26 protein-coding genes and 1 riboswitch are annotated in these 24,924 nt (G+C 59.5%); of the genes, 7 read left to right on the forward strand and 19 right to left on the reverse strand.

Features of this window, described 5'->3' with window-relative positions:
• The first annotated feature begins 83 nt into the window (after positions 1 to 83).
• The 3 genes from ACJ8PN_RS01295 to ACJ8PN_RS01305 all read left to right on the forward strand — a co-directional run bounded on the left by ACJ8PN_RS01295 (position 84) and on the right by ACJ8PN_RS01305 (position 4,570).
• Positions 84 to 1,616 carry a glycosyltransferase family 39 protein gene (locus tag ACJ8PN_RS01295; RefSeq protein WP_411261194.1) on the forward strand — a complete coding sequence of 511 codons (1,533 nt, stop codon included), beginning with the start codon at positions 84 to 86 and terminating at the stop codon, positions 1,614 to 1,616.
• 324 nt (positions 1,617 to 1,940) lie between these two features.
• A complete protein-coding gene (locus ACJ8PN_RS01300) occupies positions 1,941 to 2,492 on the forward strand; it encodes a flavodoxin family protein (protein ID WP_004940045.1) in 552 nt (183 codons plus the stop codon).
• Between the two features lie 629 nt (positions 2,493 to 3,121).
• Positions 3,122 to 4,570 (forward strand): GGDEF domain-containing protein, encoded by a 1,449-nt coding sequence (locus tag ACJ8PN_RS01305; protein ID WP_253718514.1) that lies wholly within the window; start codon positions 3,122 to 3,124, stop codon positions 4,568 to 4,570.
• Between the two features lie 6 nt (positions 4,571 to 4,576).
• On the opposite strand, the gene ACJ8PN_RS01310 is transcribed toward ACJ8PN_RS01305, so the two are convergent.
• Positions 4,577 to 4,738, reverse strand: coding sequence for a YnfU family zinc-binding protein (locus tag ACJ8PN_RS01310; protein ID WP_015376921.1), 162 nt, complete (start codon positions 4,736 to 4,738; stop codon positions 4,577 to 4,579).
• An 81-nt stretch (positions 4,739 to 4,819) separates the two neighbouring features.
• On the reverse strand, positions 4,820 to 5,299 hold the full coding sequence (locus ACJ8PN_RS01315; protein WP_015376922.1) for a cold-shock protein: 480 nt from the start codon (positions 5,297 to 5,299) through the stop codon (positions 4,820 to 4,822).
• Between the two features lie 166 nt (positions 5,300 to 5,465).
• Between ACJ8PN_RS01315 and ACJ8PN_RS01320 the strand changes: the two genes are divergently transcribed.
• The gene (locus ACJ8PN_RS01320) at positions 5,466 to 5,975 is read left to right on the forward strand and encodes a VOC family protein (protein WP_171453464.1); all 510 of its coding nucleotides are present in this window, start codon (positions 5,466 to 5,468) and stop codon (positions 5,973 to 5,975) included.
• A 36-nt stretch (positions 5,976 to 6,011) separates the two neighbouring features.
• On the opposite strand, the gene ACJ8PN_RS01325 is transcribed toward ACJ8PN_RS01320, so the two are convergent.
• The 6 genes from ACJ8PN_RS01325 to ACJ8PN_RS01350 all read right to left on the reverse strand — a co-directional run bounded on the left by ACJ8PN_RS01325 (position 6,012) and on the right by ACJ8PN_RS01350 (position 11,930).
• A complete protein-coding gene (locus ACJ8PN_RS01325) occupies positions 6,012 to 6,839 on the reverse strand; it encodes an amino acid ABC transporter ATP-binding protein (protein WP_015376924.1) in 828 nt (275 codons plus the stop codon).
• Between the two features lie 9 nt (positions 6,840 to 6,848).
• Positions 6,849 to 7,736: an amino acid ABC transporter permease gene (locus tag ACJ8PN_RS01330; RefSeq protein ID WP_442534544.1), complete on the reverse strand. Its 888-nt coding sequence runs from the start codon at positions 7,734 to 7,736 to the stop codon at positions 6,849 to 6,851.
• 31 nt (positions 7,737 to 7,767) lie between these two features.
• On the reverse strand, positions 7,768 to 8,295 hold the full coding sequence (locus ACJ8PN_RS01335) for a GNAT family N-acetyltransferase (protein WP_004940037.1): 528 nt from the start codon (positions 8,293 to 8,295) through the stop codon (positions 7,768 to 7,770).
• A 9-nt stretch (positions 8,296 to 8,304) separates the two neighbouring features.
• Complete coding sequence (locus ACJ8PN_RS01340; RefSeq protein ID WP_004940036.1) at positions 8,305 to 9,225, reverse strand: ABC transporter substrate-binding protein; 921 nt, start codon at positions 9,223 to 9,225, stop codon at positions 8,305 to 8,307.
• A gap of 26 nt (positions 9,226 to 9,251) precedes the next feature.
• A complete protein-coding gene (locus tag ACJ8PN_RS01345) occupies positions 9,252 to 10,577 on the reverse strand; it encodes an LLM class flavin-dependent oxidoreductase (protein WP_442534545.1) in 1,326 nt (441 codons plus the stop codon).
• Between the two features lie 189 nt (positions 10,578 to 10,766).
• Positions 10,767 to 11,930 carry a M20 peptidase aminoacylase family protein gene (locus ACJ8PN_RS01350; protein WP_442534546.1) on the reverse strand — a complete coding sequence of 388 codons (1,164 nt, stop codon included), beginning with the start codon at positions 11,928 to 11,930 and terminating at the stop codon, positions 10,767 to 10,769.
• Positions 11,931 to 12,275: 345 nt separating this feature from the next.
• On the opposite strand from ACJ8PN_RS01350, the gene cspE reads away from it, so the two are divergent.
• Positions 12,276 to 12,485 carry a transcription antiterminator/RNA stability regulator CspE gene (gene cspE / locus ACJ8PN_RS01355; RefSeq protein ID WP_004940030.1) on the forward strand — a complete coding sequence of 70 codons (210 nt, stop codon included), beginning with the start codon at positions 12,276 to 12,278 and terminating at the stop codon, positions 12,483 to 12,485.
• Between the two features lie 57 nt (positions 12,486 to 12,542).
• Here cspE and ACJ8PN_RS01360 read toward each other — a convergent pair whose 3' ends face one another.
• The 3 genes from ACJ8PN_RS01360 to crcB form a co-directional block, all read right to left on the reverse strand.
• Positions 12,543 to 13,733 (reverse strand): multidrug effflux MFS transporter, encoded by a 1,191-nt coding sequence (locus ACJ8PN_RS01360; protein ID WP_346593704.1) that lies wholly within the window; start codon positions 13,731 to 13,733, stop codon positions 12,543 to 12,545.
• Between the two features lie 6 nt (positions 13,734 to 13,739).
• On the reverse strand, positions 13,740 to 14,336 hold the full coding sequence (locus tag ACJ8PN_RS01365) for a TetR/AcrR family transcriptional regulator (RefSeq protein WP_131164587.1): 597 nt from the start codon (positions 14,334 to 14,336) through the stop codon (positions 13,740 to 13,742).
• 288 nt (positions 14,337 to 14,624) lie between these two features.
• Positions 14,625 to 15,008: a fluoride efflux transporter CrcB gene (gene crcB / locus ACJ8PN_RS01370; protein ID WP_004940022.1), complete on the reverse strand. Its 384-nt coding sequence runs from the start codon at positions 15,006 to 15,008 to the stop codon at positions 14,625 to 14,627.
• A 79-nt stretch (positions 15,009 to 15,087) separates the two neighbouring features.
• Positions 15,088 to 15,150: riboswitch (Fluoride riboswitch) on the reverse strand.
• A gap of 83 nt (positions 15,151 to 15,233) precedes the next feature.
• Between crcB and ACJ8PN_RS01375 the strand changes: the two genes are divergently transcribed.
• Positions 15,234 to 15,662 carry a GNAT family N-acetyltransferase gene (locus tag ACJ8PN_RS01375; protein ID WP_171453468.1) on the forward strand — a complete coding sequence of 143 codons (429 nt, stop codon included), beginning with the start codon at positions 15,234 to 15,236 and terminating at the stop codon, positions 15,660 to 15,662.
• 1 nt (position 15,663) lies between these two features.
• Here ACJ8PN_RS01375 and ACJ8PN_RS01380 read toward each other — a convergent pair whose 3' ends face one another.
• On the reverse strand, positions 15,664 to 16,728 hold the full coding sequence (locus ACJ8PN_RS01380; RefSeq protein WP_442534547.1) for a diguanylate cyclase: 1,065 nt from the start codon (positions 16,726 to 16,728) through the stop codon (positions 15,664 to 15,666).
• Between the two features lie 218 nt (positions 16,729 to 16,946).
• On the opposite strand from ACJ8PN_RS01380, the gene tatA reads away from it, so the two are divergent.
• Positions 16,947 to 17,162, forward strand: coding sequence for a Sec-independent protein translocase subunit TatA (tatA, locus tag ACJ8PN_RS01385; protein WP_004940019.1), 216 nt, complete (start codon positions 16,947 to 16,949; stop codon positions 17,160 to 17,162).
• Between the two features lie 93 nt (positions 17,163 to 17,255).
• On the opposite strand, the gene lipA is transcribed toward tatA, so the two are convergent.
• The 7 genes from lipA to mrdA form a co-directional block, all read right to left on the reverse strand.
• On the reverse strand, positions 17,256 to 18,221 hold the full coding sequence (gene lipA / locus ACJ8PN_RS01390; RefSeq protein WP_171453470.1) for a lipoyl synthase: 966 nt from the start codon (positions 18,219 to 18,221) through the stop codon (positions 17,256 to 17,258).
• Entirely contained in the window at positions 18,214 to 18,882 is a 669-nt protein-coding gene (gene lipB / locus ACJ8PN_RS01395; protein ID WP_015376934.1) for a lipoyl(octanoyl) transferase LipB, read from the reverse strand. The genes lipA and lipB overlap by 8 nt, the downstream gene beginning before the upstream one ends.
• A 134-nt stretch (positions 18,883 to 19,016) precedes the next feature.
• A complete protein-coding gene (ybeD, locus tag ACJ8PN_RS01400) occupies positions 19,017 to 19,283 on the reverse strand; it encodes a DUF493 family protein YbeD (protein ID WP_004940012.1) in 267 nt (88 codons plus the stop codon).
• Positions 19,284 to 19,387: 104 nt separating this feature from the next.
• Positions 19,388 to 20,599, reverse strand: a complete 1,212-nt coding sequence (dacA, locus tag ACJ8PN_RS01405) for a D-alanyl-D-alanine carboxypeptidase DacA (protein WP_004940010.1) — start codon at positions 20,597 to 20,599, stop codon at positions 19,388 to 19,390.
• Between the two features lie 180 nt (positions 20,600 to 20,779).
• Complete coding sequence (gene rlpA / locus ACJ8PN_RS01410; protein WP_171453471.1) at positions 20,780 to 21,862, reverse strand: endolytic peptidoglycan transglycosylase RlpA; 1,083 nt, start codon at positions 21,860 to 21,862, stop codon at positions 20,780 to 20,782.
• A gap of 10 nt (positions 21,863 to 21,872) precedes the next feature.
• Complete coding sequence (gene mrdB, locus ACJ8PN_RS01415; RefSeq protein ID WP_004940006.1) at positions 21,873 to 22,985, reverse strand: peptidoglycan glycosyltransferase MrdB; 1,113 nt, start codon at positions 22,983 to 22,985, stop codon at positions 21,873 to 21,875.
• A gap of 8 nt (positions 22,986 to 22,993) precedes the next feature.
• Entirely contained in the window at positions 22,994 to 24,889 is a 1,896-nt protein-coding gene (gene mrdA, locus ACJ8PN_RS01420) for a peptidoglycan DD-transpeptidase MrdA (RefSeq protein WP_004940004.1), read from the reverse strand.
• Between the last annotated feature and the right edge of the window lie 35 nt (positions 24,890 to 24,924).

Genomic DNA, 24,924 nt, shown 5'->3' on the forward strand with positions numbered 1-24,924 from the left:
TGATTTACCCGCCATTTACCCGCCGTCGGCAATGATGACGCAGCGTCTCCACACGGTGTGGTTCTCTTGGGCGGAATGCGGTTATGTCACTGCAGCAGGTTTCGAATGTCTCTTTAAGCAACAACGGCTTAAAGGGCATCGGTTACAAACATTATGCGTTGGCGATCGTGGCTTTTTCGGCGCTCGTACGGTCTATTTCCTTAACGGGCAGGTATTTTTGGTGCGATGAAGCCTCCAGCGTGCTGACCAGCCGTTACGATATGGGCGCGTTGCTCTATCACGCTTCCTTCGATGTTCACCCGCCGCTTTATTACCTGCTGCTGCATGGCTGGATGGCGCTGTTCGGCGACGGCATTCTGGCGGCCCGCTCGTTGAGCCTGGCGTTCGGCGTGGTGACGGTGGCACTGGCGATGCGCTTTATCCGTTGGCTGGCCAATGAACGGGCGGCGCTGATCGCGGGATGGCTGATGGCAATCATGCCGATGGCGGTGCGCTACAGCCAGGAGGCGCGCATGTATGCGCTGATGGGGCTGCTGGCGATCGCCGCCGCGATGGCGTTGGCGAAGTGGCTGAAAACGCCGGATAACCGCCGTTATCTGGCGTTGTATGCGCTGTTGATGACGCTGAGCTTTTATACCCATTACTTCACGATTTTCACGCTGATCGCGCATTGGCTGGTGGTGTTGGCGCTGTCGTGCCGCCGCGAAGGCGAGTGTTATATCAAGCAACCGGCATGGTGGCTGGCCAATGCGGCGATCGGGGTGGCCTACATTCCCTGGCTGCTGGTGTTGTTCAATCTGCTGGCGCATATCGCCGAGCTGAGGGTCGGCGGCGACGTCGGTTGGATCCCTCAGGTTTCCTGGAGCGATCTGCCGGCGATGTTCTGGCGTTTTCTCACCGGCCATGATGGCAGCAACTATCCCACGATCATTCTCTGGCTGTTGCCGGCGATGTTTGTCGCTTTATGTTCACTGCTGCTGTGGCGGCGCCAGATGCCGAGAAAATTCTCTCTGCTGCTGCTCTGCGGCATTCTGATCCCGGTAACGTTGGTATTCGCCATTTCCTGGCGCTCGCCGCTGTTTGTCGATCGCTATCTCTATTCCGCCGCGCTCGGCATTCCGCTGGTGTTGGGCGTGCTGATCGCCGGAACGAAAAACCGGGTGCGCGGGATCTCTTTGCTGCTGTTCTTCAGCCTGCTGTTCGGCTGCGGCGTACGTAACGACTACCCGGCCGAGAAAGATGAGTTCAAGGTGATGGTGCACTATATCAACAGCCACTATCAGCCTAACGATGCGGTGGTGGTCAGCAACATGTTCAACTACCTGAGCTATGTGTATTACAACAAGCAGGGCTACCGCGCCTTGCTGTATACCCCGGCCAGGCCCAATGGTATCTCGGGTAAGCCCAATGCCTATGGTTTCGGTACCTTTTTCCACGATCGGGCGGCGCAGACCTACGTCGATAAGCTCAGCGCCTTATCGAAGGGCCATCGCCGGGTCTGGCTGGTCAGCGGCGGCGATTTCAACCAGGACTTCGGCCGTTCGCCGCCAGGGTGGGTCAATACCGGCACCTTCAAGAGCGGCGGTTTTGAGTCGCGCCTGTTCGTGGTGCGTTGAGCAAAATGTCATATTTCCTATTCGGCGTTACATCTGGCTGAGCAAACTTACGCGGGGATGACAGTTCTATACATTGAGATTGATACTGTAGCTCTACCCGATGATGTTGTGTGTTATCCATTCCCTGTAGTGTATTACCCCATCCCTGTTAAGTTTATCCCGCCTTGTGCGGGATTTTTTTTATCTGTGCATGCCTGGCGGGGTAACGCGATTTTTTTGAATAACACCATCAGTTTTATTCGGTATTCAGTCGCTGTGCGCTTGATTAGATTGACCGTGAGAGGGGCGCCGTCGGCGCCTTTGTGCAATGAGTGGAGAATTTCTATGGCGAAGACAGTAGTGGTGTTTCATTCCGGCTACGGCCATACCGAGCGTTTGGCGAAAGTGGTGGCGGAAGGCGCCGGGGCGGAACTGATCGCTATCGATCAGAACGGCGATATCAGCGACGAAGCCTGGCAGACGCTGGATGAGGCGGACGCCATCATCTTTGGTTCGCCGACCTATATGGGCGGCCCATCCTGGCAGTTCAAGAAATTCGCCGACGCCAGCTCCAAAGCCTGGTTTGGCCGCAAGTGGCAGGATAAAGTGTTCGGCGGTTTTACCAACAGCGCCAGCCTGAACGGCGACAAGCAGGTGACGCTGATCGCGCTGCAGACGCTGGCTTCGCAACATGGCGGCCTGTGGGTCAGCCTGGGGCTGCTGCCGGCCAACACCAAATCGGCGCAGCGCACCGACGTCAATAACCTGGGCGGTTCGGTGGGGCTGCTGGTGCAGACCCCGGCGGATGCCGGCGTGGATGAGATGTTGTCGGGCGATCTGGCGACCGCCAAGCTCTATGGTCAACGCGTAGCGGGCTTTGCCGCCAAACTGGCGTAAGACCTATCGTGTAGATGGGACGGCGGTGCGGTTGAACGGATGCCGCGTTCATTTTCTCTGCACAATTGGCGTGTAACCTGCGAAATGTTATTAGCCTGCTTGGGCTAACACTGCATTTCGTACAAATATTCCCGGTTCCTAGGCCGGGTTTTTTGTTGCTAAGGTCTGCTTAAGCTTTCACCGCTATACTGCGCGTCAGCACGGTCATGCAATGCATGGCCGTGTCGTAACTGTCGATTTGCTGTTGTTCAAGCAAGCCCGCTTCATGCGGGCTTTTTTTGGGTTGTTATTGCACAGGCGGCCCAGTTGCAGGAAAATAATCGCACAGTGATTCAAACATCATTTAATGACCAATAACCACAAGTTTATTAATGTAATTAACGCTCTCGGCGGCCTATTACGCTATGCGCTATGCTGACAGCAGAGCGGGCATTATTTGCTGACGCTATGCGGGGAGTTATGCTGCGGCCGCATCAGGCTAAGAAAATTCTGTTAATTAAATGTTAATGTTTTTTATTATTGATTTGTCTGGCTTTTTTGGTTGAAATTCGGATTGACTATCCCTCACTGGCCGGGCGAGAGAGTATGCATATTATTATTCTGGTTATTAGCAAAATATGGGCGAGGCGATGAGCGCCAGAATAAATGCCAGGCATGGCCTGCCGCTAACGGTGCAGCTGATCAATCTTTTCATGCTGGCCTTTTTACTCTCCCTGGTGGGTATTCTTAGCCGGCCGATAGGTTCACTTTCTTTATTTTGGCCGGTCAACGCGATTCTGCTCGGGCTGCTGCTGCGTAAACCCGTTTACGCTACGCCGCTCGGCTGGCTCACCACTTATCTGGGCATGGTCGCCGCCGATCTCAGTACCGGCGAGGGCTGGTCCCTGGCGCTGTGGCTGAACGCCTGCAACATGTCGCTGATCGCCGTCGGTTACGGCATCATGCTGATGCTGCCGCAATCTCAACGGCGCATGGGCAAACCCCAGGCGATACTCTATATGTTCAGCGCCAGTCTGGCCGGATCGGCGGTGGCGTCGACGCTGTCGGTGCTGCGTAACGACAGCCTGTACAACAATACGGTGGTGGTCGCCTGGTTGGCCTGGTTCAGTGAGCAGTTCTCGACGACCTTGCTGTTGTTGCCGGTGCTGATGGCGGCGCCGCGGTTGAAACAGCTGTTTCGCATGCAGGTGCGTTGGCGCCTGAAAGGCTGCCTACCGCTATTGGCGCTACTGCTGTCGCTGGCGTTCAGCGTCTATATCGGCGGGCCGGGCGCCATCGCCTTCCCGATCCCGGCGCTGCTGTGGTGCGCAGTGCGCTACCAGTTGTTCCCCGTGACGCTGTTGACGTTGTTGACCGGCATGACCGAGATCAGCAACATTTCAGCCAACCTGGTGCTGTATGAAACGCCGAACAATCACAACGCCTTCCTCGACACCCTGATGTCTGCCCGCTTGGGCATCGCCATGCTGGTGATGGGGCCGCTGATCCTCGCCAGCTCTATCGCCGCCAATCGCAAGCTGATGCGGCGTCTGGAGCACAGCGCCAACCACGATTTCCTGACCGGGGTGCTGGCGCGCAACGCGATGACGCGCAAAGCGGGCGAGCTGCTGGAGCACAAGCACCGCTCGAAAGAGGCGGTGTCGCTACTGCTGATCGACATCGATCATTTCAAGCAGATCAACGATACACACGGCCACAGCGCCGGCGATCAGGTGTTGGCGTCGTTCGCGCACATCGTGCGGCGCGAGCTGCGGCACGATCAGCTGTTTGGCCGCCTGGGCGGGGAAGAGTTCGCCATCATGCTGCCGCGCGCGCTGGCGGCGCAGGGCGTGGCGCTGGGGGAGCATCTGCGCCGGTTGGTGGAGCAGGCGGAACTGCAGGCGGAAGGCAAACAGACGCTGAAAATCACCATCAGCGTCGGCGTCGCCAGCCTGGCGATGAACGAAGTGAAATCACTGGAGCAGCTGATGAATATGGCGGATATCGCGCTGTATCGCGCCAAATCGCAGGGGCGTAATCGGGTGGAGTCGTTCAACGTGGTGAACGGCAACAGCGTCGAGCATATTCTGTTCCGCTAACCGTTTTCAGCCTTGCCTGGGCTCGAAGCGGGTTTCGCAATTAGGGCAAATCAGTATCACGTCTTGCAGCATTGCCGCGCATTTTTGCCGGGTAACATAGCCGCATTTAGGGCAGACGATTTGGGTGGAGCGGTTGATAAAACCTTTGACGCTGCTGGAATCGGACATATCAATAGCCTGTGTCAGGTGAAAACTCACGCTAACACAGGCGACGACAAATTTCGTTGGTTATTTTCTGTACGCAGAGGCTTACAGGCTTTTCAACGCCTTGATGGTTTCATCCATGTCGATCTCGTGCTCGGAGAAGGTATGGGTGGTGTTCTGGAAGGTGGTGATGGTCAGCATGCGCAGCGTTTGCATGGCCTGCGCCTGGTCTTCGGACTGTGGGCGAATGCGGTTCATCAGCAGGCCGACCGACAGCACGGTGTTCTCTTTATCCACGTCGGCTTTGACCGGCACTTCCTTAGTGAAGGTATTGAAAGACTTGATGCTGGCGATCTTGATTCTTTCATTGGCGATGATGATGTATTTGCTGGGCGCCAACACTTTGACCGCATAAGCCGACGGGCCTTTGGTGTTGTTGGTCGGTTCGAAGGTCACCGCCGCGTTTTTCTTAATCAGCTCCGGATTCTGCACTTTAATCACGTGAAAATAACGATTTTCTCCGTTCTCGTCGGTAATAAAGCCGAAGCCTTTGTCTTCAAAAAAAGTCGTTATCTTGCCGTTCATCGCTATTCTCACAAAAGGGATCAATACAGCGCTTATGATAGCGCGGAATGCCTTGCAGCGACAGATTGCGCGGGCGGCATTTAGTCATGCGATAACGGCATTTAGCGGCTTTCCCCCCACATGCTATGTTCATGCTGATTTCATTCAATGCGAAAAAGGAATATCGATGGGTATCAAACGTCTCAATCACGCCGTGCTGTATGTCAGTGACGTGCGGCAGAGCGCCGACTTTTATCATCAGGTATTGGGCTTCAAGCTGAAGCCGTCCGACAGCCCCGACCGGGCGGTATTTACCCAGGCCGCCGATTCGGACAACGATCACGATTTGGCGCTGTTCAGCAAGAATCTGGGCCAGCAGCGCGCCGGGGTGTTTCGCGCCAACAACGAGCCGCCGGCAGAGCATGAGCCACCGGCCGGGCTGTACCATCTGGCCTGGGAAGTGGACAGCCTGGAAGAGCTGGAGCGCATTCGTCACCAGCTGGCCGAACGCGGCATTCTCGGGCTGGAAGAGGATCACGGCGTCCACAAAAGCATTTATGGCCACGATCCGGACGGGCTGCTGTTTGAGGTGACCTGGTTTATTCCGCCGGCGCTGCTGACCGAAGAGGATAAAAACCAGCCGGGGATCCGTCCGCTGGATTTCGCCGCCGAGAAGCGGCGTTTCGCCGGCCTGTAAGCGGATCGGGTGCGGGGCGCAGCGGCGCCCCGACGATTACAGCACTTTGTTGAGGAAGTTAACGGTGCGAGGGTGCTGCGGCTGAGCCAGCACCTGCCTGGCGTCGCCCTGTTCGACGATCTGCCCGTCGACCATAAACACCACCCGATCCGCCGCTTCGCGCGCAAAGCCGATTTCATGCGTGACGACCACCAGCGTGACGCCCAGATCCGCCAATCCCTTAATCACGTCCAGCACTTCACCGACCAGCTCGGGATCGAGCGCGGAGGTCGGCTCATCGAACAGGATCACCTTCGGGTTCAGCGCCAGCGCGCGCGCGATGGCGATGCGCTGCTGTTGGCCGCCGGAGAGGTGGCGCGGATAGGCATCCGCCTTGTGGCGCAGCCCGACGGTATCCAGCAGCTCATAGGCCACCGCTTTCGCCCGTTCGCGGGAGTGAATTTTGTGCACCACCGGCGCTTCGATGATGTTTTCCAGCACCGTCAGGTGCGGGAACAGGTTGAAGTTTTGGAACACGTAGCCGACGTTGATGCGCTGCCGGAGAATGGCCTTTTCCTTCAGCTCGTACAGTCGGTTGCCCTTGCGGCGGTAACCGACGTAGTCGCCGTCGATGCGGATAAAGCCCTCATCGACGCGTTCCAGGTGGTTGATCGCCCGCAGCAGCGTCGATTTGCCCGAGCCGGAAGGGCCGAGGATCACGGTCACGGTACCCGGCTGCAGCGTCAGGCTGACGTCGTCCAGCGCCTTGTGTTTACCGAAAAACTTGCTGACGTTGCTGATTTCGATCAGGCCGCGTGCCGGCACCGGGGTGAGGTTGCGTGCCGGCTGTTCGGGTAAGGCGTAATAATCAATGGCTTCAGACATGCGGATCTCCTAACGTTTTAGCCAGCCGGCCAGTTTCTGCCAGGGCGTCGGCGGCAGTTCGCGCACCGCGCCCCGGGCGAAATAGCGCTCGATGTAGTATTGGATCACCGACAGGGCGGTGGTGATGAACAGATACCAGACGGTGGCCACCATCAGCAGCGGTATCACCTGCTGGGTGCGGTTATAGATCACCTGGATGGTGTAAAACAGCTCCGGCAGCGCCAGCACGTACACGATTGAGGTGCCTTTCGCCAGGCTGATGATCTCGTTGAAACCGGTCGGAATAATGGATCGCAGTGCCTGCGGCAGAATGATGCGGAAGGTGCGGCGATAGCCCGGCAGGCCCAGCGCCGCCGCCGCCTCGTGCTGGCCGTAATCCACGCCCAGGATGCCGCCGCGGATGATCTCGGCGGTGTAGGCGGACTGCACCAGCGTCAGGCCCAGCACTGCCACGGCGAACTGGCCAAGGATATCGATGGTCGGGTAGCTGGCGAACACCACCGAGGTAAAGGGAATGCCCAGCGAGATGGCGTCGTACAGATAGGAAAAGTTATACAGGATGATCAGCACCAGGATCAGCGGCAGCGAGCGAAACAGCCAGATATAACCCCAGGCCAGCGACGCCAACAGGTAAGAGCGCGACAGCCGCGCCAGCGCCAGCAGGGTGCCGAACAGGATGCTGAACAACGTGCCGAGCAGCGTCAGCAGCAGGGTCTGCCCCAGACCCGACAGCACCGCCGGGGCGAAGAACCACTCGGCGAACACGCCCCATTCCCAGCGCGCGTTGCCCGCCACCGATTGCACGATGGCGGCCAGAATAAACAGCGAGAACAGGGCGCCGATCAGCCGCAGCGGATAGCGGGCGGGTACCACTTTCAAGACTTCTTGTTTGGACATGTCATGTCTCCTGACTACAGATAAAGGGGGTTTAGGCGATTTTCCTTTCCGACGCGCAACAACACGCGTCCTCTGCAATCAGGCTTTTGCGGAACGGCAGGCGGCCATCGTAGGGCGGGTGGCTGTAAACCTCGCTGTCAACGGTGGGATCGAACTGCGGCTGATAACCGTTGCTCAGGTACAGGCCCACCGCTTCGGGCTGGCGAAAGCCGGTGGTCAGATAGAGCCGGCGATACCCCTGCGCCAGCGCCAGCGTTTCCAACTGCTGCAATACCCGCTGCGCCAGGCCCTGGCGGCGCAGATCGCCCCGGGTCCAGATGCGCTTCAGCTCGGCGGTTTGCGCGTCATAGCGTTTGAAGGCGCCCATGGCGATCGGCGCACCGGCGCGCAGCAGCACGATGAAGGCCCCTTGCGGCGGTGCATACAGGTCCAGCGGTTCCGGTTCCTGGTCACCAAAATAGTCGCCGTAACGCTGGCGATATTCACCGAACAGCCCCTCGATCACCGGGGCGATCAGCGGGTCGGTCGGCAACGTCTGAATGAAGGTGTCTTGCGTCATTGCGCGCTCCTAATCGCCCAGGCCGGGCGGGTTGATTTCCGACTGCGCAAGGCGTTCGACGCTCTCGCCCCAGCGATTGAGCACCTGATCGTACTGTCCGCCGCGGATCGCGCCGTTCAGCGCTTCGTTCACCGCCTGCACCAGTCCGTTGCCTTTACGGGTGGTGACGGCGATGTGCGCCGCCTTGGGCCAACCGCCTTCCACCGTGCCAGCGAGCCGGGTGCGGCCGTTCAGCGCCGCTTTATAGGCGCCCAGCACGTTCGGCCCGAAATAGGCGTCGGCCCGGCCGGACTGGATCGCCAGCGTGGCGGCCGCATCGTCGGTCACGTAGATCGGCTGGAAGGGTTTGAGCCCCTGCTGCCGGTTCTGTTTGTCCCATGCCAGCAAGATGGCTTCCTGATTGGTGCCGGAGCCGACGATGATCTTTAATCCGGCGATATCGGCAGGCTGTTTGATCGTTGCGATCTTGCCGCCGGTTTTGACATAAAAGCCGAGCGAGTCGATGCGGTAGGTGGCGAAGTCGAAGCGGGTTTTGCGCTCTTTGGTCACGGTGACGTTGGTGATGGCCGCGTCATACTTGCCGGAAACCACCCCCAGCGGCCAGTCTTCCCACGACGTTTGCACTACGTTCAGCTCCAGGCCCAGGCTGTCGGCCACCAGCTGCGCGATATCCACTTCGCTGCCGATAAGCCGCCGGTTGTCGGCAGCGAACAGCGCCAGCGGCGGCGTGTTGAGCGCGGCGATTGCAACGGTGAATTGGCCCGGCTTCACGAAGTGGAAATCGGCCGGCAGTTTGGCGATCGCCTGCGGGTTTTTCGGCGCGTGGATCGGGGTTTCATTGGCCTGTAAATCGATGCCGGTGCCCGCCTGCGCGGCGCCGGTCAGGCTCAGCAAGGCCGCCACGAGAGCGGCGGTAACGGTTTTCTGCATAGCGGGTATCCCTGAAAACGATCTTATTATTGGGTGAATCTGTTCAACGGGTGCTTCAGGCCCAGGTGTTCGCGCAGCGTATCGCCGTGGTACGCCCGGCGGAACAGGCCACGTTGTTGCAGGATGGGCACCACCCGATCGACGAAGTGCCCGAAGGCGTTGGGCGTACCGCCGCTGATGATGAAGCCGTCGGCGGCTTCGCCGTCGAACCAGCGTTGCAGGCCGTCCGCCACCGCTTCCGGCGTGCCGCTGAACACCGGGCGTGGCGAGGCGGCTTCCAGCGCCACCTGGCGCAGCGTGAGGTTCCGCTCGCGGGCGTTGCGCTTGATGGCGTCGGTGGTGCTGCGGAAGCTGTTTTGCCCCAGATCGCCGATGTCCGGGAAGGGGGCGTCCAACGGATGGCGGGAAAAGTCGTAATGTTCGAAGTAGCGGCCAAGGTAGTTGAGGGCGTTCTCGATGCTGACCAGGCGAGCGGTCTCCTGGTACTGACGCTCGACGTCCGCATCGTTGTCGCCGACGATCACGCTGACGCCCTGGAAGATGCGCAGGTCGTCCGGTTCGCGCCCCTGTTCCACCAACTGCCGCTTCACGTCCTGGTAGAAATCCTGCGCCTGCTTCAGCGTGTCGTGATGGGTGAAGATCGCATCGGCGTGCTTGGCCGCCAGCCGTTTGCCGTCTTCGGAGGCGCCGGCCTGGAATAGGATCGGGCGGCCCTGCGGCGTACGGCCGATGTTCAACGGCCCCTGCACCGAGAAGAACTCCCCCTGGTGATTGAGGGTGTGCAGTTTCCCTGTGCGGAAAAATTCGCCGCTGGCCTTATTGCGCACGAAGGCATCGTCTTCCCAGGAGTCCCACAGTCCTTTGGCGACGTCGAGAAACTCGCCGGCGATGCGGTAACGCAGGCTGTGCTCCGGGTGTTCGGCGCGCGAGAAGTTTTTGGCCGAACCTTCCAGCGGCGACGTCACCACGTTCCAGCCCGCGCGGCCGTTGCTCAGGTGATCGAGGCTGGCGAACTGGCGGGCGACGGTGAACGGATCGCTGTAGGACGTGGAGAGCGTGCCCACCAGGCCGATTTTATCGGTGGCGGCGGACAGTGCGGCCAATAAGGTCAACGGCTCGAAACGGTTAAGAAAATGCGGAATGGACTTTTCGTTGATATATAAGCCATCGGCGACAAACACGAAATCGAATTTCCCCTGTTCGGCTTTTTTCGCCGAGGCGATATTAAATTCGAGGTTGATGCTGGCGTCGGCGGTGGCGTCCGGGTGGCGCCAGGCGGACATATTTCCCGATGCGCCATGCAGAATGGCGCCCAGCCGTAATTGCCGTTGATTATTCGCGTTGTCGCTCATCGTGATTATCCTGTCATGCGCCGCAAAGGCGCGCGGTGTCTGATGCGTCCACTATTGATGAGCGGCAACGGGATGTAAAACAACAAAACAGCATATTCAAATGTTGAAAACTGCAAATATCACGGCGAGCGAAAGTAATAATCCCCGACGCGGCATCTGCGGCGTCGGGGAAATAAGGCTTGCCGTTATTTAGGCGTTGCTGAGGGTTTTTTCCGGCGCAGGGGTTAATTGTTGCAGCGTGCGCTCCGCCAGCAGCGAAAAATAGTGGGCGGCAGGGAAGAGGGCGCGTTCATCGGGATTGAAACGCGGATGGTGCAGACCGAATTCGCTGGCAGAGCCGATGCTGACGAACGCGCCCGGCACGTGATGCAGATACAGCGCGAAATCTTCGCCGCCCATCTGCAGCTCCGCCTCTTCGACCCGGTAGCCGGCCTCGGCGGCGACGGTTTTGCTGAACGCCGCCCAATGGGCGTCGTTAATCACCGCCGGCGGTCCCGGCTGCCAGTGGAGTTCGGCCTGCGCGCCCAGCGCGGCGGCAACGCCGGCGATCACCTGGCGAATTTTGTCCGGCACCTGGCGACGCACCGCGTCGCTGTGGGTGCGCACCGTGCCTTCCAGCTCCACGGTTTGCGGCAGCACGTTCCAGGTATTGCCGCCTTTGATGCGCGTCACGCTCACCACCAGCGATTCCAGCGAGCTGAAGCTGCGGCTGGGCAGCGTCTGCAGCGCGCCGACGATCTGGCTGGCGGTGACGATGGTATCGACGCCCTGTTCCGGTTTGGCGGCGTGGGCGCCTTTGCCGGTGATGCGGATCTGGAAGCGATCGACGTTGGCGTAGAACGGCCCGGCGCGGGTGGCGAAGGTGCCGGTGGGCAGCTCCGGCGCGTTATGCAGGCCAAATACCGCAGCGACGTTATCCAGCGCGCCGGCGTCGATCAGGTGCCGGGCGCCGTTGAAGGTCTCTTCCGCCGGTTGGAAGAAGATGCGCACCGTGCCGGGCAGCTCGGCCTCACGCGCTTTGAGCAGGTGCGCGGCGCCGAGCATCACCGAAGTGTGAAAGTCGTGGCCGCAGGCGTGCATCACGCCGCTGTTTTGCGAGCTGAAGGGCACGTCGGCGATTTCGTCGATCGGCAGGGCGTCAATGTCGCCGCGCAGGGCGATGATCGGCCCCTTGCCGCTGCCGATCTCCGCCACGACGCCGGTTTTCAGCGCCAACGGCAGAATACGAATGCCCGCCTCTTGCAGCCAGCGGGTCAGGCGGGCGGTAGTGGCGAATTCGTGATTGGAAAGCTCCGGGTTTTGGTGCAGCTCACGCCGATAGGCGATGATCTTTTCTGCCAACTGGCTGGTCATAGGCTTGGCTCACAGTGGGAAATAAACCCTAACCCTAGTGCAGGGGCCGCCGAAGCAAAAAGACCATCTGGTTATATTTCATAGCGATTGCGTCTGCACGACGCGTCAACGATGGGGGGAAGGGGCAGGTTTAGGCGTTCGCGCGTTGTTCGCCGGCGCAGGGAGAGGATTGGCCTGGAACGGTAACGTATCGCAACCGGTGCAATGCATTTACATCGGGCAACACGGATTTTTTCACTCTTTATCGGATTTCTGTGATCGCGGTGGTGGACAAAATCCTGCCTGCTTGCTGTACTGTAATCGACACAGGTTTTGTGTCTTTCATTCACGTTAAAGGTAAGTTTGATGTCTAAGATTAAAGGTAGCGTTAAGTGGTTTAATGAATCCAAGGGCTTCGGTTTCATTACTCCGGAAGATGGTAGCAAGGACGTTTTCGTTCACTTCTCTGCCATCGTTAGCAACGGTTTCAAAACGCTTGCTGAAGGCCAGCGTGTAGAATTTGAAATCACGAACGGTGCCAAAGGCCCATCTGCCGCTAACGTTACTGCTATCTAAGCTGCGTAGCTGAATTTCTTAAAACCCGCTCATTGAGCGGGTTTTTTATTGGGCGCGTTATGCGTCGCTGCGGCGGGCCAACAGGCTGAACAGCAGGATGGCGATGGCGTAACAGCCGACGATGGTCAGCGCCATCGACAGGCCTGAGGTGCCGCCCAGCCCGGTGAGCGGCACGGCGCAGGCGCCGAGCGCGAACATGCACACGCCGATCAAGGCCGACGCGCTGCCGGCTTTGTCCCCCTGGCTTTGCATCGCCAGCGACGAGGCGGTCGGGCCGACGATGCCGATCACCGCCACCGAGAAGAACAGCGGCACCAGCAACACGACCAACGGCGCATGCAGCGCGGCGGCCAACAACAGCAACAGCGATGCGACGGCCGCCAGCGTTAACCCGCTTTTCAACACCCGGCGTTCCCCCCAACGTGAACTGAGACGGCTGGCCAGCTGCGCCGCAATGATCAGCCCGACGCCGTTAATGGCGAAGCACAGGCTGAACATCTGCGGGCTGAGGCCGTAGATCTGCTGCAAGACGAAAGGCGAAGCGCCGATATAGGCGAACATGCCGGCCATTACGAAGCCCTGCGTCAGGCACAGGCCCATGAAATAGCGCTGGGTCAGCAACCCGCCGAGCGACATCAGCATCGCCAGGATACCGCCCTGGCTGCGGCGCTCTACCGGCAGGGATTCGCGCAGCTTCAGCGCCGACAGGCTGAACAGCAGCACCGCGATGGCCGCAAGTACGCCGAAGATGCCGCGCCAGTTCATCACCTGCAGCATCACGCCGCCCAGCACCGGCGCGACGATCGGCGCCAGGCCGTTAACCAGCATCAGCAAGGCGAAGAAACGGGTCAGCTCATGGCCGGCGTACAGATCGCGGGCAATGGCGCGGGAAATCACCGCGCCACCGGCGCCGGCGATGCCCTGCAGCAGGCGGGCGATCAGCAACTGGTCGATGGTGGGCGCCAGCGCGCACCACAGCGAAGCGCCCAGCAGCAGGATCAGCGACAGCAGCAGCGGGCGCATACGGCCCAGCTTGTCGCTGTAAGGGCCGAAAATCAGCTGGCCGACGCCCAGGCCGAGCAGCCCGGCGGTCAGGCTGAGCTGCGCGGCGGCGGTGGAGGTATTCAGCTCGCCCGCCATTTCCGGCAGAGCGGGCAGATAGAGATCGGTGCACAGCGGCCCCAGCGCGGCCAGCAGGCCAAGCACGACGGCGTACACCAGACGTTGTCTGGCTAAGTGTTTGGTCATGGGAGATTAGAGTTTCCTGAACAGGTGAGAAATGGCCTGCTGATACAGATCGCGCAGCAGGGACGCATCGGCTTTTTGCGTGGTAAGGATCCGGTAACCGGTGCCTTCGCTCATGACGGCGATAAACTCCACCCGGGCGGCGATCTCTTCCGCGCTGAAATGGGGGTACAGCCGCTGCAGATTGTGGCACACGTGGCGAAACAGCCGCGCTTCCGCATCGCTGAGCATTTTGGCCACCACCGGGTTGCGCGTGGCCTCGGCGGTCACTTCCAGCATCAGCATGTGATCGGTTTCGCTCTCGCCCGGCTGCTGAAACAGCGTGCGCGCCGCCAGCACGCCGGCGATCAGGTTGATGTGATCGCCAAGGTTTTCCAGCCGCTGCATCTTGTTGGTGATGATGCGGTTGACGATCTCTTCGATGATCGCGTCTTTATTGGCGAAATAGCGATAGATTTGCCCGACGCTGAGCTGCGAGCCTTGGGCGATCTCCGCCATGCTGGCGGCGTGGAAGCCGTGGCGGCGAAAGCTGGTTTTCGCCGCTTCGACGATCTGATCGCGGCGAGCCTGCACCTTGGCCTGTTTACTGTCGTTGGGGGGGAGCATCTGCCCGATCCTTTGCTACGCGTGAGCCAGGTTCACATTTTTGGGTGTGAACGTTCATTCTCAATTGTAGTGTAACCGACCGGAAAGACGCAAGATGAACGCGTGCTGCGATAAAAGGCGTTTAAGCGAACAGGTAGGATTTGATAAAGGCGGCGACGATCAGCACGCACAGCGCAACGGCGATCGCTTCGGCGGCGGTTTTCGGCAGGCTAAACATAGCGATTTCTCATCCAGTCAGGAGTACTGGATGAGATTATGCGCATGCAAGATTAAGGAAACATTAAGGCCTTATCGCCCGTTGACCCACATCACCAGCATAAAGGCCAGCAGCGTCATCGCCAGCGAGCCGGCCAGGTTGAGCAGCATGTTGGCCAGCGCCCAGCCGAAGCGGCCATCCTGCATCAGGTATACCACCTCCAGCGAAAAGGTGGAGAAGGTGGTCAGGCCGCCGCAGAATCCGGTGGTGATCAGTAATTTCCAGGTGGGATCCAGATGCGTCATGCGGGTGAAAATCGCCATCGCCAGGCCGATGATAAAACCGCCGATCAGATTGACCATCAGCGTACCGAGCGGAATGTGGGCGTTCAGCGGATTCATTTTCATACTTACCGCCCAGCGCAAAACGCTGCCGACGCCGCCGCCGATAAATACGGCCAGTAAAGAGCTCAACATGGGGCAACTACCTTTCAATCAGAGAAATTCACGAGGCTCGGAAAGGGACAGGCGTAACGCTACGCGCCTCTCTCCGAGAGGTTACGTAGACATCATCAGCCTGTGAAGGCGGTTAGGGAGGAATGTCATCTCCAGCGTGCCGCACGGCCTTTTTCGCCGCACCCGGTGGATGTTACACCTAATGCCGCCTATTTTGTAGTATCGGCACTCTGCGAGGTAAAACGGATGGAAATCAGAACGGCGCGTCTGAGCGACCGGCACGCTATCGCTGAATTAATGACGGCGCTGGATTATCCCGGCACCGAGGCGTTTCTGACACAGCGGATGCAGCAACTTCTGGCGCACCCGGACGAGGCGTTGCTGGTGGCGGAGCAGGGCGAACAAGTGCTGGGCGTGTTGTCGTTGCATTTTCTGCCGCAGTTGGCGTTGGCCGGCGACATTGGCCGCATCAGCTATTTTTGCGTCGACGATCGGGCGCGCGGCGCGGGCGTAGGGCGGCTGTTGCTGGAGGCAGGTGAGGCGCTGGCGCGCCGTCGCGGCTGCGATCGGCTGGAAGTCCATTGCCACAGCCGCCGCGAGCGGGCGCATGCATTTTACCGGCGTGAAGGCTTTGTCGAAGCGCCGAAGTATTTTGCCAAGTTATTAAGTCAGTAAGTTACTCCCCTGGCGGCGCCGTTTCCAGCCGGTTGCGGCCATTCTGCTTCGCCCGATAGAGCGCGCTGTCGGCCGCTTTCAGCCAGTCCAGATAACCGCCCAACTCAGGGTGGTAGTTGGCGATGCCGGCGCTGATCTGCAGCCGCAGCTGCGGCGCCTCCTTGAAGCTAACCGCGTCCAGCCGCTGCTGGATGCGGCGCAGAACGATTTCCGCCTGTTCAGCACTGGTGTTCGGCAGCACTGCGCCAAACTCGTCGCCGCCGTAGCGCCCGACGATATCCACGTTGCGCATGCCGATCAGCAGCTCTTCCGCCAACGCCGCCAGGGCTTCATCTCCCAGCGGATGGCCGAAGGTGTCGTTGATGGTTTTGAAGCGATCGATATCCATCAGGATCAGCGTGGCGTTGTCCTGGTAGCGGCGGCAGCTGTCGAACTGGCGATGCAGCAGGTGCTCCCAGTGGCGGCGGTTATACAGGCCGGTCAGCCCATCGCGGGTGCTGATGCGCTGCAGCTCCTGTTTCTTTTCCGCCAACCGTTTGGCGGTGCGGTAGGTCACCAGCCCGAGCAGTGTCGGATAAAGGTAGATCATCGGCAGGCACAGATAGATTTGCAACGCCGTGCTGTGCGGGTGAAACGGGAAGCCGAGCAGCGCGGTGGTGAGCATCGCCGTGGCCAGTTGAATGGCCAATCCTTTCACAAACAGCGTTTTGCCGGCTGAAGCGATGTTATTCATGCTCATCATCGACAGGATGACGATGGCGGGCAGCGCGTTGAACGCCATCATCGCCGCCCAGAAACCGCCGAAGGCGGAGTCGATCAAGAGGTTGCGGATCTCGGCTTTGAACGGATCTTTGGCGCGGCAGGCCAGGCGATAGGCGAGATGCGGCCAAAGAAAGCCGTGAAAGGCCAGCAATAGCCAGACCGCCGTGGGCGGAGCCAAGGGGTAGAGCGCGGCGCAAACGCAGATAAAGCCGAGCCCCAGACCGGCGACGCGGGGCAGATAGGTGCGTTTGGCGAAGCTGAGGCCGGATTTTCGGGCATCGAAAATGGGTGGAGCAATATACATCCGGCATCTCCCTGATAGGCATCACGGCAGAGTAGCATGCGGGTGATAAACTAAGAATAGTCTGGGATTCACGCCGCAGGGGCGCGCGGCATTCCTGCGACCGATCTCACTCTGTTACATGTTGCGGTTGTGCGAGCTGAAGGAAAGTCGCTAAATATTCGCAGGCAAGGTCAGTTTTTCTCGCTGTTCACGCAGCGCTCTATGATAAGAAGGTGAGTATGGAAGGTATCAGCATTACCAAACTTCTGGTGATTGCGGTGTTGGTGATTTTACTGTTCGGCACCAGCAAACTGCGCACGCTCGGCGCCGATCTTGGCGCGGCGCTGAAAGGCTTTAAAAAAGCCGTAGGCGACGACAGTACGCCGCCGGCCGCCGGCAACAATGCCGCCGAAAGCCAGTCCGCGCAGCAGAGCGTCGAGAAGAAAGACGTTTAATCCCGTCTGATGGCGCACAATAAAAAACGGATGCCTTGCGGACATCCGTTTTTTGGCGTTTTCGCCGTCTTTAGCGTAACAAACTATTACGCGTTATTTCACTTCCATCCCTTTGGCCTGCAGATCGGCGTGGTAAGACGAACGCACGAACGGGCCACAGGCGGCATGGGTGAAGCCCATCGCCATCGCTTCTTCTTTCATCTCGTCAAACTCGGCTGGGCTGACGTAGCGCTGCACCGGCAGGTGGTGACGGCTCGGCTGCAGGTATTGGCCCAGCGTCAGCATGGTCACGCCGTGGCGACGCAGATCGCGCATCACTTCAATGATTTCCGCGTTGGTTTCGCCCAGGCCAACCATCAGGCCGGATTTGGTCGGGATATCCGGGTGCGCTTCTTTAAAGCGCTCCAGCAGCTTCAACGACCACTCGTAGTTGGCGCCCGGGCGCACCTGGCGGTAGACGCGCGGCACGTTTTCCAGGTTGTGGTTGAACACGTCCGGCGGCGTGGCGGTGAGGATCTCCAGCGCGCGATCCATACGGCCGCGGAAGTCCGGCACCAGCGTTTCAATTTTGATGTTCGGGCTCTTGGCGCGGATGGCCGCGATGCAGTCGGCAAAGTGCTGAGCGCCGCCGTCGCGCAGATCGTCGCGGTCAACCGAGGTGATCACTACATAACGCAGCGCCATGTCGGCGATGGTTTGCGCCAGCTTTTCCGGCTCGTTGGCGTCCGGCGCGATCGGGCGGCCGTGGGCCACGTCGCAGAACGGGCAGCGACGGGTGCAGATGGCGCCGAGGATCATAAAGGTGGCGGTACCGTGGTTGAAACACTCGGACAGGTTAGGGCACGAGGCTTCCTCACAGACGGAGTGCAGGCCGTTTTTACGCATGGCGGCTTTGATGCCCTGAATGCGCGTAGAGTCGGCAGGCAGTTTGATCTTCATCCACTCGGGTTTACGCAACAGCTCCTGCCGTTCGGTGACCACCGTTTTGACCGGGATCAGCGCCATTTTGTCAGCATCGCGGTATTTGACGCCGCGTTCCATCTGAATTGGTTTACTCATAATCGTGCAGGTTCCAGTTACGAAGCTCGACCGTCTGGTAGCCGAGTAAATGAACAAATTCCTGTACCAGGATTGGGTGTATGTCTTCAATGCCAACGCCGGGCGCCAGCGCGCTGACCTGCGTCATCTGCATGCCGGCGTAACCGCAAGGGTTGATGCGTTGGAAGGGGCTGAGATCCATCGCCACATTCAGGGCCAGGCCGTGGAATGAGCTGCCTTTGCGGATCCGCAAACCCAACGAACAGATTTTCTGCTCCCCCACGTACACGCCGGGCGCATCCGGACGGGCGCGCGATGCGAGGCGGAAGTGGGCGAGGGTGTTGATAACCGTATCTTCTATCGCCGTGACCAATTGGCGTACGCCGACCTTATTGCGCTTCAGATCGACCATCACGTACATCACCTGCTGGCCCGGCCCGTGGTAGGTCACCTGGCCGCCGCGATCGCTCTGGACAACCGGGATATCGCCGGGCATCAGCACGTGTTCGGCTTTGCCGGCCTGGCCCTGGGTGAATACCGGGTGATGCTGCACCAGCCACAGCTCGTCCGGCGTAGTCTCGGTACGACTGTCGGTGAAGTTATGCATGGCTTGGGATACAGGCGCGTAGGGCTGCAACCCCAGCTGACGCAAAATGATCTTGTCTGGTTGCAAAAGAGTCATCGTCAGGTTACAGAAGTGGTAAAGCCATTATACCGGGCGCTCCGGCTGGCGGCCAGCCTTTCGCTGACCAAAAATGCGCAACCCGGGAAGACGCTGCGCCATCCCGGGTTGATAAGCAGGGTTTTATGCTGGAATTACAGCACCATGCGAACAATTTCAATGTTGCCCAACTCCTCGTACAGGGTTTCGACCTGCTCGATGTGAGTGGCGTTGATGGTGATGGAGACCGAGTGGTAGTTGCCTTTGCTGCTTGGCTTAACCTGCGGGTTGTAATCGCCCGGCGCATGGCGCTGCACCACTTCAACTACCTGGTCAACCAGCTCAGGCTGCGCCAGGCCCATCACCTTGTAGGTAAACGAGCAAGGGAATTCGAGCAGTTCGTTCAGTTTAGTTTTTTGCATGTGCGTGCGCTCCAGAGTGCTAGCTAATCTATAAATTATAACTCCCGCCGGGGCGGGAGTTAATGTTATTCAGTATATGGGGGCAATTTCGCCCGTTTCAACCGTTAACCGAACCAGTGGTGGAACATCAGTTTGATATAGTCCACGATGCGGCTGAAGAAACCACCTTCTTTCACTTCGTTCATCACCACCAGCGGACGCTGGTCGATGGTTTTGCCGTCCAGCTGGAAGTTGATGCTGCCCACCACCTGGTTTTTCGCCAGCGGCGCGTGAATTTCCGGCGTGTTCAGCACATAGCTGGCCTTCAGATCTTTCATGCGGCCGCGCGGGATGGTCAGGTAGACGTCTTTATCCACGCCCAGCTCAACGCGATCGGCATCGCCGAACCAGACCGGCTCGGAGGCGAACTCTTTACCGACTTTCAGCGGCGCCACGGTTTCGAAGAAGCGGAAGCCCCAGGTCAGCAGTTTCTTGCTCTCGGCTTCGCGGCCTTTGTAGGTGCGGCCGCCCATCACGGCAGAGATCAGACGCATCTGGCCTTCGGTCGCCGAAGCCACCAGGTTGTAGCCCGCCGCGTCGGTGTGGCCGGTTTTGATGCCGTCGACGTTCAGGCTGTTATCCCACAGCAGACCGTTGCGGTTCATCTGGCGGATATTGTTGAAAGTGAACTCTTTTTCTTTGTAAATCGCGTACTCTTCCGGTACGTCGCGGATCAGCGCCTGGCCGATCAGCGCCATGTCGCGCGCCGAGCTGTACTGGCCCTGGGCATCCAGGCCGTGTACCGTCTGGAAGTGGGTGTTCTGCAGGCCCAGCTTGCTGACGTAGGTATTCATCAGGTTGACGAACGCGTCCTGGCTGCCGGCGACGTAGTCGGCCATCGCCACGCAGGCGTCATTACCGGACTGCAGGTTGATGCCGCGGGTCAGTTTGGAGACCGGCACGCGATCGCCTGGCTTCAGGAACATCAGCGAGGAGCCTTTGAACACCGGGTTGCCGGTTGCCCAGGCGTCCTGGCCGACGGTCACCAGATCGTCCTGGCCGATTTTGCCCGCTTTCAGCGCTTGGCCGATGACGTAGCTGGTCATCATTTTGGTCAGGCTGGCCGGATCGCGACGCGCATCGGCGTTCATCTCGGCCAGCACCTTGCCGGAGTTGTAATCAATCAGGATGTACGCTTCCGCATCGATCTGCGGGACACCTGGGATCATGGTTTTGATGTTAACGTCATCGGCGTGCGCAACGGAGGCTGCGCTCATTGCGATAACGGTGCCGAGGGCGATGCTTTTGATTAAGCGAAAAGAAGTTACTTGTTTCATGATCGGGACTACAACATCCGTGAAAGTAAAGTTAAAAAACGAGCCACACTATAGCAGATGCGATCCCGGCAGGCATTACCCATTCATCTGACTAATTGCGGTTAGTGCCCTTTTAGCTGCAAGAAAATGTTTCAGCTAAATAACCGCTTATCGGCCGTGAATGCCCGCCGGGCTTAACGCTCAGGGTGCAGCAGTAACGAAAGACTGTTGTTGCGCTTCGCTGGCCAGGCGTTGTTGCAGTTGGGCCGCCTGCTGACGGCTACTGAACGGGCCGAGCTGGACGCGGTAAACATTGCCGTTGGCCGCCACTTTACCCGGCACGCCAAACTGTTGGCTCAGGCTTTGCTGCCAGCTCTGGGCGCGCTCGGCGCTGCTCAGCGCACCGACCTGCACCACGTAGCCGCCGGAAGAGGCGGCGGCAGCCGTGCCGACAGCCGCAGCGCCGGCCGCGACCGGTGCGGCTACTGCGGCGGCTTCAGGCTCGGCACTTTCCAGCACGCCGGCCGGTAATGCGCTTGGCGCGCCGAGGAAACCACTGCGGCCGTTGGCGGCGTTGCCGGCGTTCGCAGGCGCGTCGTCATCGGTGCGCAGGGTGCTGTTATCAATAGGGCGCACCGCCGCGCCGCTGGCGACCGGCACGTCCTGTTGGATCGGGGTGCCCATGCCGCTGGAGCCAAGATCCGGGCGCGCCGGCAATGCGTAGCTCTGTTTCGCCACGATGGTGCCGATGGTGCCAGGGCCGCTCAGCGTGCCGTCCGGCGCCACGTTGATGAAATCGACTTTGACCTTGGTGTTGTTGGACAGGTTGAGACGATCGGCGGCGGCTTTCGACAGATCGATGATACGGCCCTTGGTGTAAGGCCCGCGATCGTTGACGCGCACCACCAACTGACGGCCGTTGGCCAGGTTGGTGACGCGCACGTAGCTTGGGATCGGCAGCGTTGGGTGGGCCGCAGTCAGGCCATTAGGATCGAACTGCTCGCCCAGCGCGGTGGTGTTGCCGTTGGCCTCTTCGCCATACCAGGCCGCCAGGCCGGTCTGCGAGAAGTTCTGCGGATCTTTTACGATGCGGTAAGTATCGCCATTAACCTTATAATCCTGCATGTTATTAGGGTTATAGGGTTCATATTGAGGCTCGACGCCGCCGATTTCCACCACCGGGCCGTTGTACGGCTGCGGAGGGGCTTGCTGTTCCGTGGTCGGGGCGGTACAGGCGGAGAGCAACACCGCCGCGACGCCGATCCAAAGCCATTCCTTACGCATTACTCACCTCTTATAAACTTTTAGACAGCATTTTCCGATGCGTGTGGATCGACATGATGATGCCGAAACCGGCCATCAACACTATCAGCGCCGAACCCCCGTAACTGACCAGAGGCAAAGGTACGCCAACTACCGGCAAAATGCCACTGACCATACCGATGTTAACAAAGACATAAACGAACAAAATCAGCATCAAGCCGCCGACCATCACGCGGCCGAAGGTGGTTTGCGCCTTGGCGGCGATCATCAGCCCGCGAATGATCACCAGCAGGTAGAGCGCCAGCAGCACCAACACCCCGATCAGCCCCAGCTCTTCGGCCAACACGGCGAAGATAAAGTCGGTATGGCGCTCCGGCAGAAACTCCAACTGCGACTGGGTGCCGTGCAGCCAGCCCTTGCCGGACAGCCCGCCGGAGCCGATGGCGATCTTGGATTGAATGATGTGATAACCGGCGCCGAGCGGGTCGCTCTCCGGATCGAGCAGCATCATCACGCGGTCGCGTTGATAACCGTGCATCAGGAAGAACCACAGCACCGGGATAAAGGCCGCCAGCGCGACGGCGGCGACGGCGATCAGTTTCCAGCTCATGCCCGACAGGAACAGCACGAACAGGCCGGAGGCGGCGATCAGGATCGAGGTGCCGAGATCCGGCTGCGCGGCCACCAGCAGCGTCGGCAGGAAGATCAGCACCAGCGCGATGGCGGTGTTTTTCAGCGAAGGCGGGCAGACATCGCGGTTCATAAAGCGCGCCACCATCAGCGGCACGGCGATCTTGGCGATTTCTGACGGCTGGAAGCGCACCACGCCGAGATCCAGCCAGCGCTGCGCGCCTTTACTGATCTGCCCGAAGGCGTCCACCAGGATCAGCAAAATCACGCAGAAAATATACAGATAGGGCGCCCAGCTTTCGTACACGCGCGGCGGGATCTGCGCCATGACGGCCATCACGATCAGCCCCATGACGATCTGCCCGATCTTGCGCTCCATCATGCCGATGTCCTGGCCGCTGGCGCTCCACATCACGAAGGCGCTGTAGACCAGCAGAGCCAGGATCAGCAGCAGGAACGTCGGATCGATGTGGATTTTGGTCCAGATCGAGCCTTTTTGTTGGCTTTCAGTCATGTTCTACCTTAGTCACCTTCTACGCCAGGCGGCAGCGGGGCCTCGCTTGGCAATTGCGTATTGTTGTCGCCCAGCAGAATATGGTCGAGGATCTGGCGGGTGATGGTGCCCACCGCCGGACCGGAGCCGCCGTTTTCCAGAATGATGGCGACCGACACCGTCGGGTTGTTGAACGGCGCAAAGGCGGTCATCAGCTTGTGATCGCGCAGGTGCTCCGCCAGTTTATGGGCGTTGTAGGTTTCGTAACCGAAGACCTGTGCGGTGCCCGATTTCGCCGCGGCTTTATAAGATGCGTCCGCAAAGTACTTGCGTGCCGTCCCGTTCGGACGGTTGGCCACACCGTACATGCCGTCTTTGGCGATTTCCCAGAAGCCGGAGTGAATATCGCCGATCTGCGTGCTCTCTTCCTGTTTGAACGGCACCAGCGCGCCGTTGACGCGGGTGCTCTGCAGCAGGTGCGGCGTTTTGACGGTACCGTCGTTGATCAGGGTGTTCAGCGCCTTGGCCATCTGGATCGGCGTGGCGGTCCAGTAACCCTGGCCGATGCCTACCGGAATGGTGTCGCCCTGATACCACGGTTTTTTATAGCGTTTCAGCTTCCATTCGCGCGTCGGCATCAGGCCGGAGCGCTCTTCGGCCAGATCGATGCCGGTGTACTGGCCGTAACCGAATTTGGTCAGCCAGCTCGACAGCCGATCGATCCCCATATCATAGGCGACCTGATAGAAGTAGGTATCCGCGGATTCTTCCAGCGCTTTGGTGACGTTCAGGCGGCCGTGCCCCCATTTTTTCCAGTCGCGAAAGCGTTTTTCCGAGCCGGGCAGTTGCCACCAGCCGGGATCGAACACTACGGTGTTCTTGGTGATCACCCCGGCGCTGAGTGCCGACACGGCGATATAAGGTTTCACCGTCGACGCGGGCGGATAAACCCCCTGCGTGGCGCGGTTGATCAGCGGGCGATTCGGATCGTTCAGCAGACCCTGATAGTCCTTGCTGGAAATGCCGTCCACGAACAGGTTCGGATCGTAGCTCGGATTGGACACCATCGCCAGGATGGCGCCGGTGCGCGGATCGCTCACCACTACCGCGGCGCGGCTGCCAACCAGCAGCTGTTCGATATAGCGCTGCAGATCAAGATCGAGCGTCAGGTAGACGTCCTGGCCGGCGGAAGGCGGCTGCTCGTGCAATTGGCGGATCACCCGGCCGCGGTTGTTGACTTCAACCTCTTCGTAACCGGTTTTACCGTGCAGCGTGTCTTCGTAATAGCGTTCGATGCCCAGCTTGCCGATATCGTGGGTGGCGGCGTAGTTGGCCAGCTTGCCGTCTTTGTCCAGACGTTCAACGTCGCGGTCGTTGATCTTCGACACATAGCCGGTGACGTGGGTGAGGGCGGATCCGTAAGGATAGTAGCGGCGCTGGTAGCCTTTCACTTCCACGCCGGGGAAGCGGAACTGATTGACCGCAAAGCGGGCGACCTGCACCTCGGTCAGCGCGGTTTTCACCGGAATGGAGACGAAACGGCGCGAGCGCTTGCGCTCTTTTTCGAAATTGGCGATGTCGTCGTCAGTCAGATCGACCACCGTGCGCAGCGCCTGCAGCGTGGCCTTGAGATCGTCGACCTTCTCCGGCATCAGCTCCAGCTGATAAATGGTGCGGTTGAGCGCCAGCGGGGTGCCGTTGCGATCGTAGATAATGCCGCGGCTGGGCGCGATGGGCACCAGTTTGATGCGGTTTTCGTTGGAGCGGGTGCGGTAATCCTCGACGCGGACCACTTGCAGATTATACAGGTTGGCGATCAGGATGCCGGACAGCACCAGGATGACCAGGAACGCCACCAGGGCGCGGCGTACAAACAGGGCGGATTCAGCCGTATAGTCGCGAAAAGGGTTACGTTCTATTTTCATCCCGCTGCTTTATTTCACTCTGTCACGGTCACCAC

The sequence above is a fragment of the Serratia sp. CY76391 genome (genome assembly GCF_052166695.1).
GTDB classification, from domain to species: Bacteria; Pseudomonadota; Gammaproteobacteria; order Enterobacterales; family Enterobacteriaceae; genus Serratia; species Serratia nematodiphila.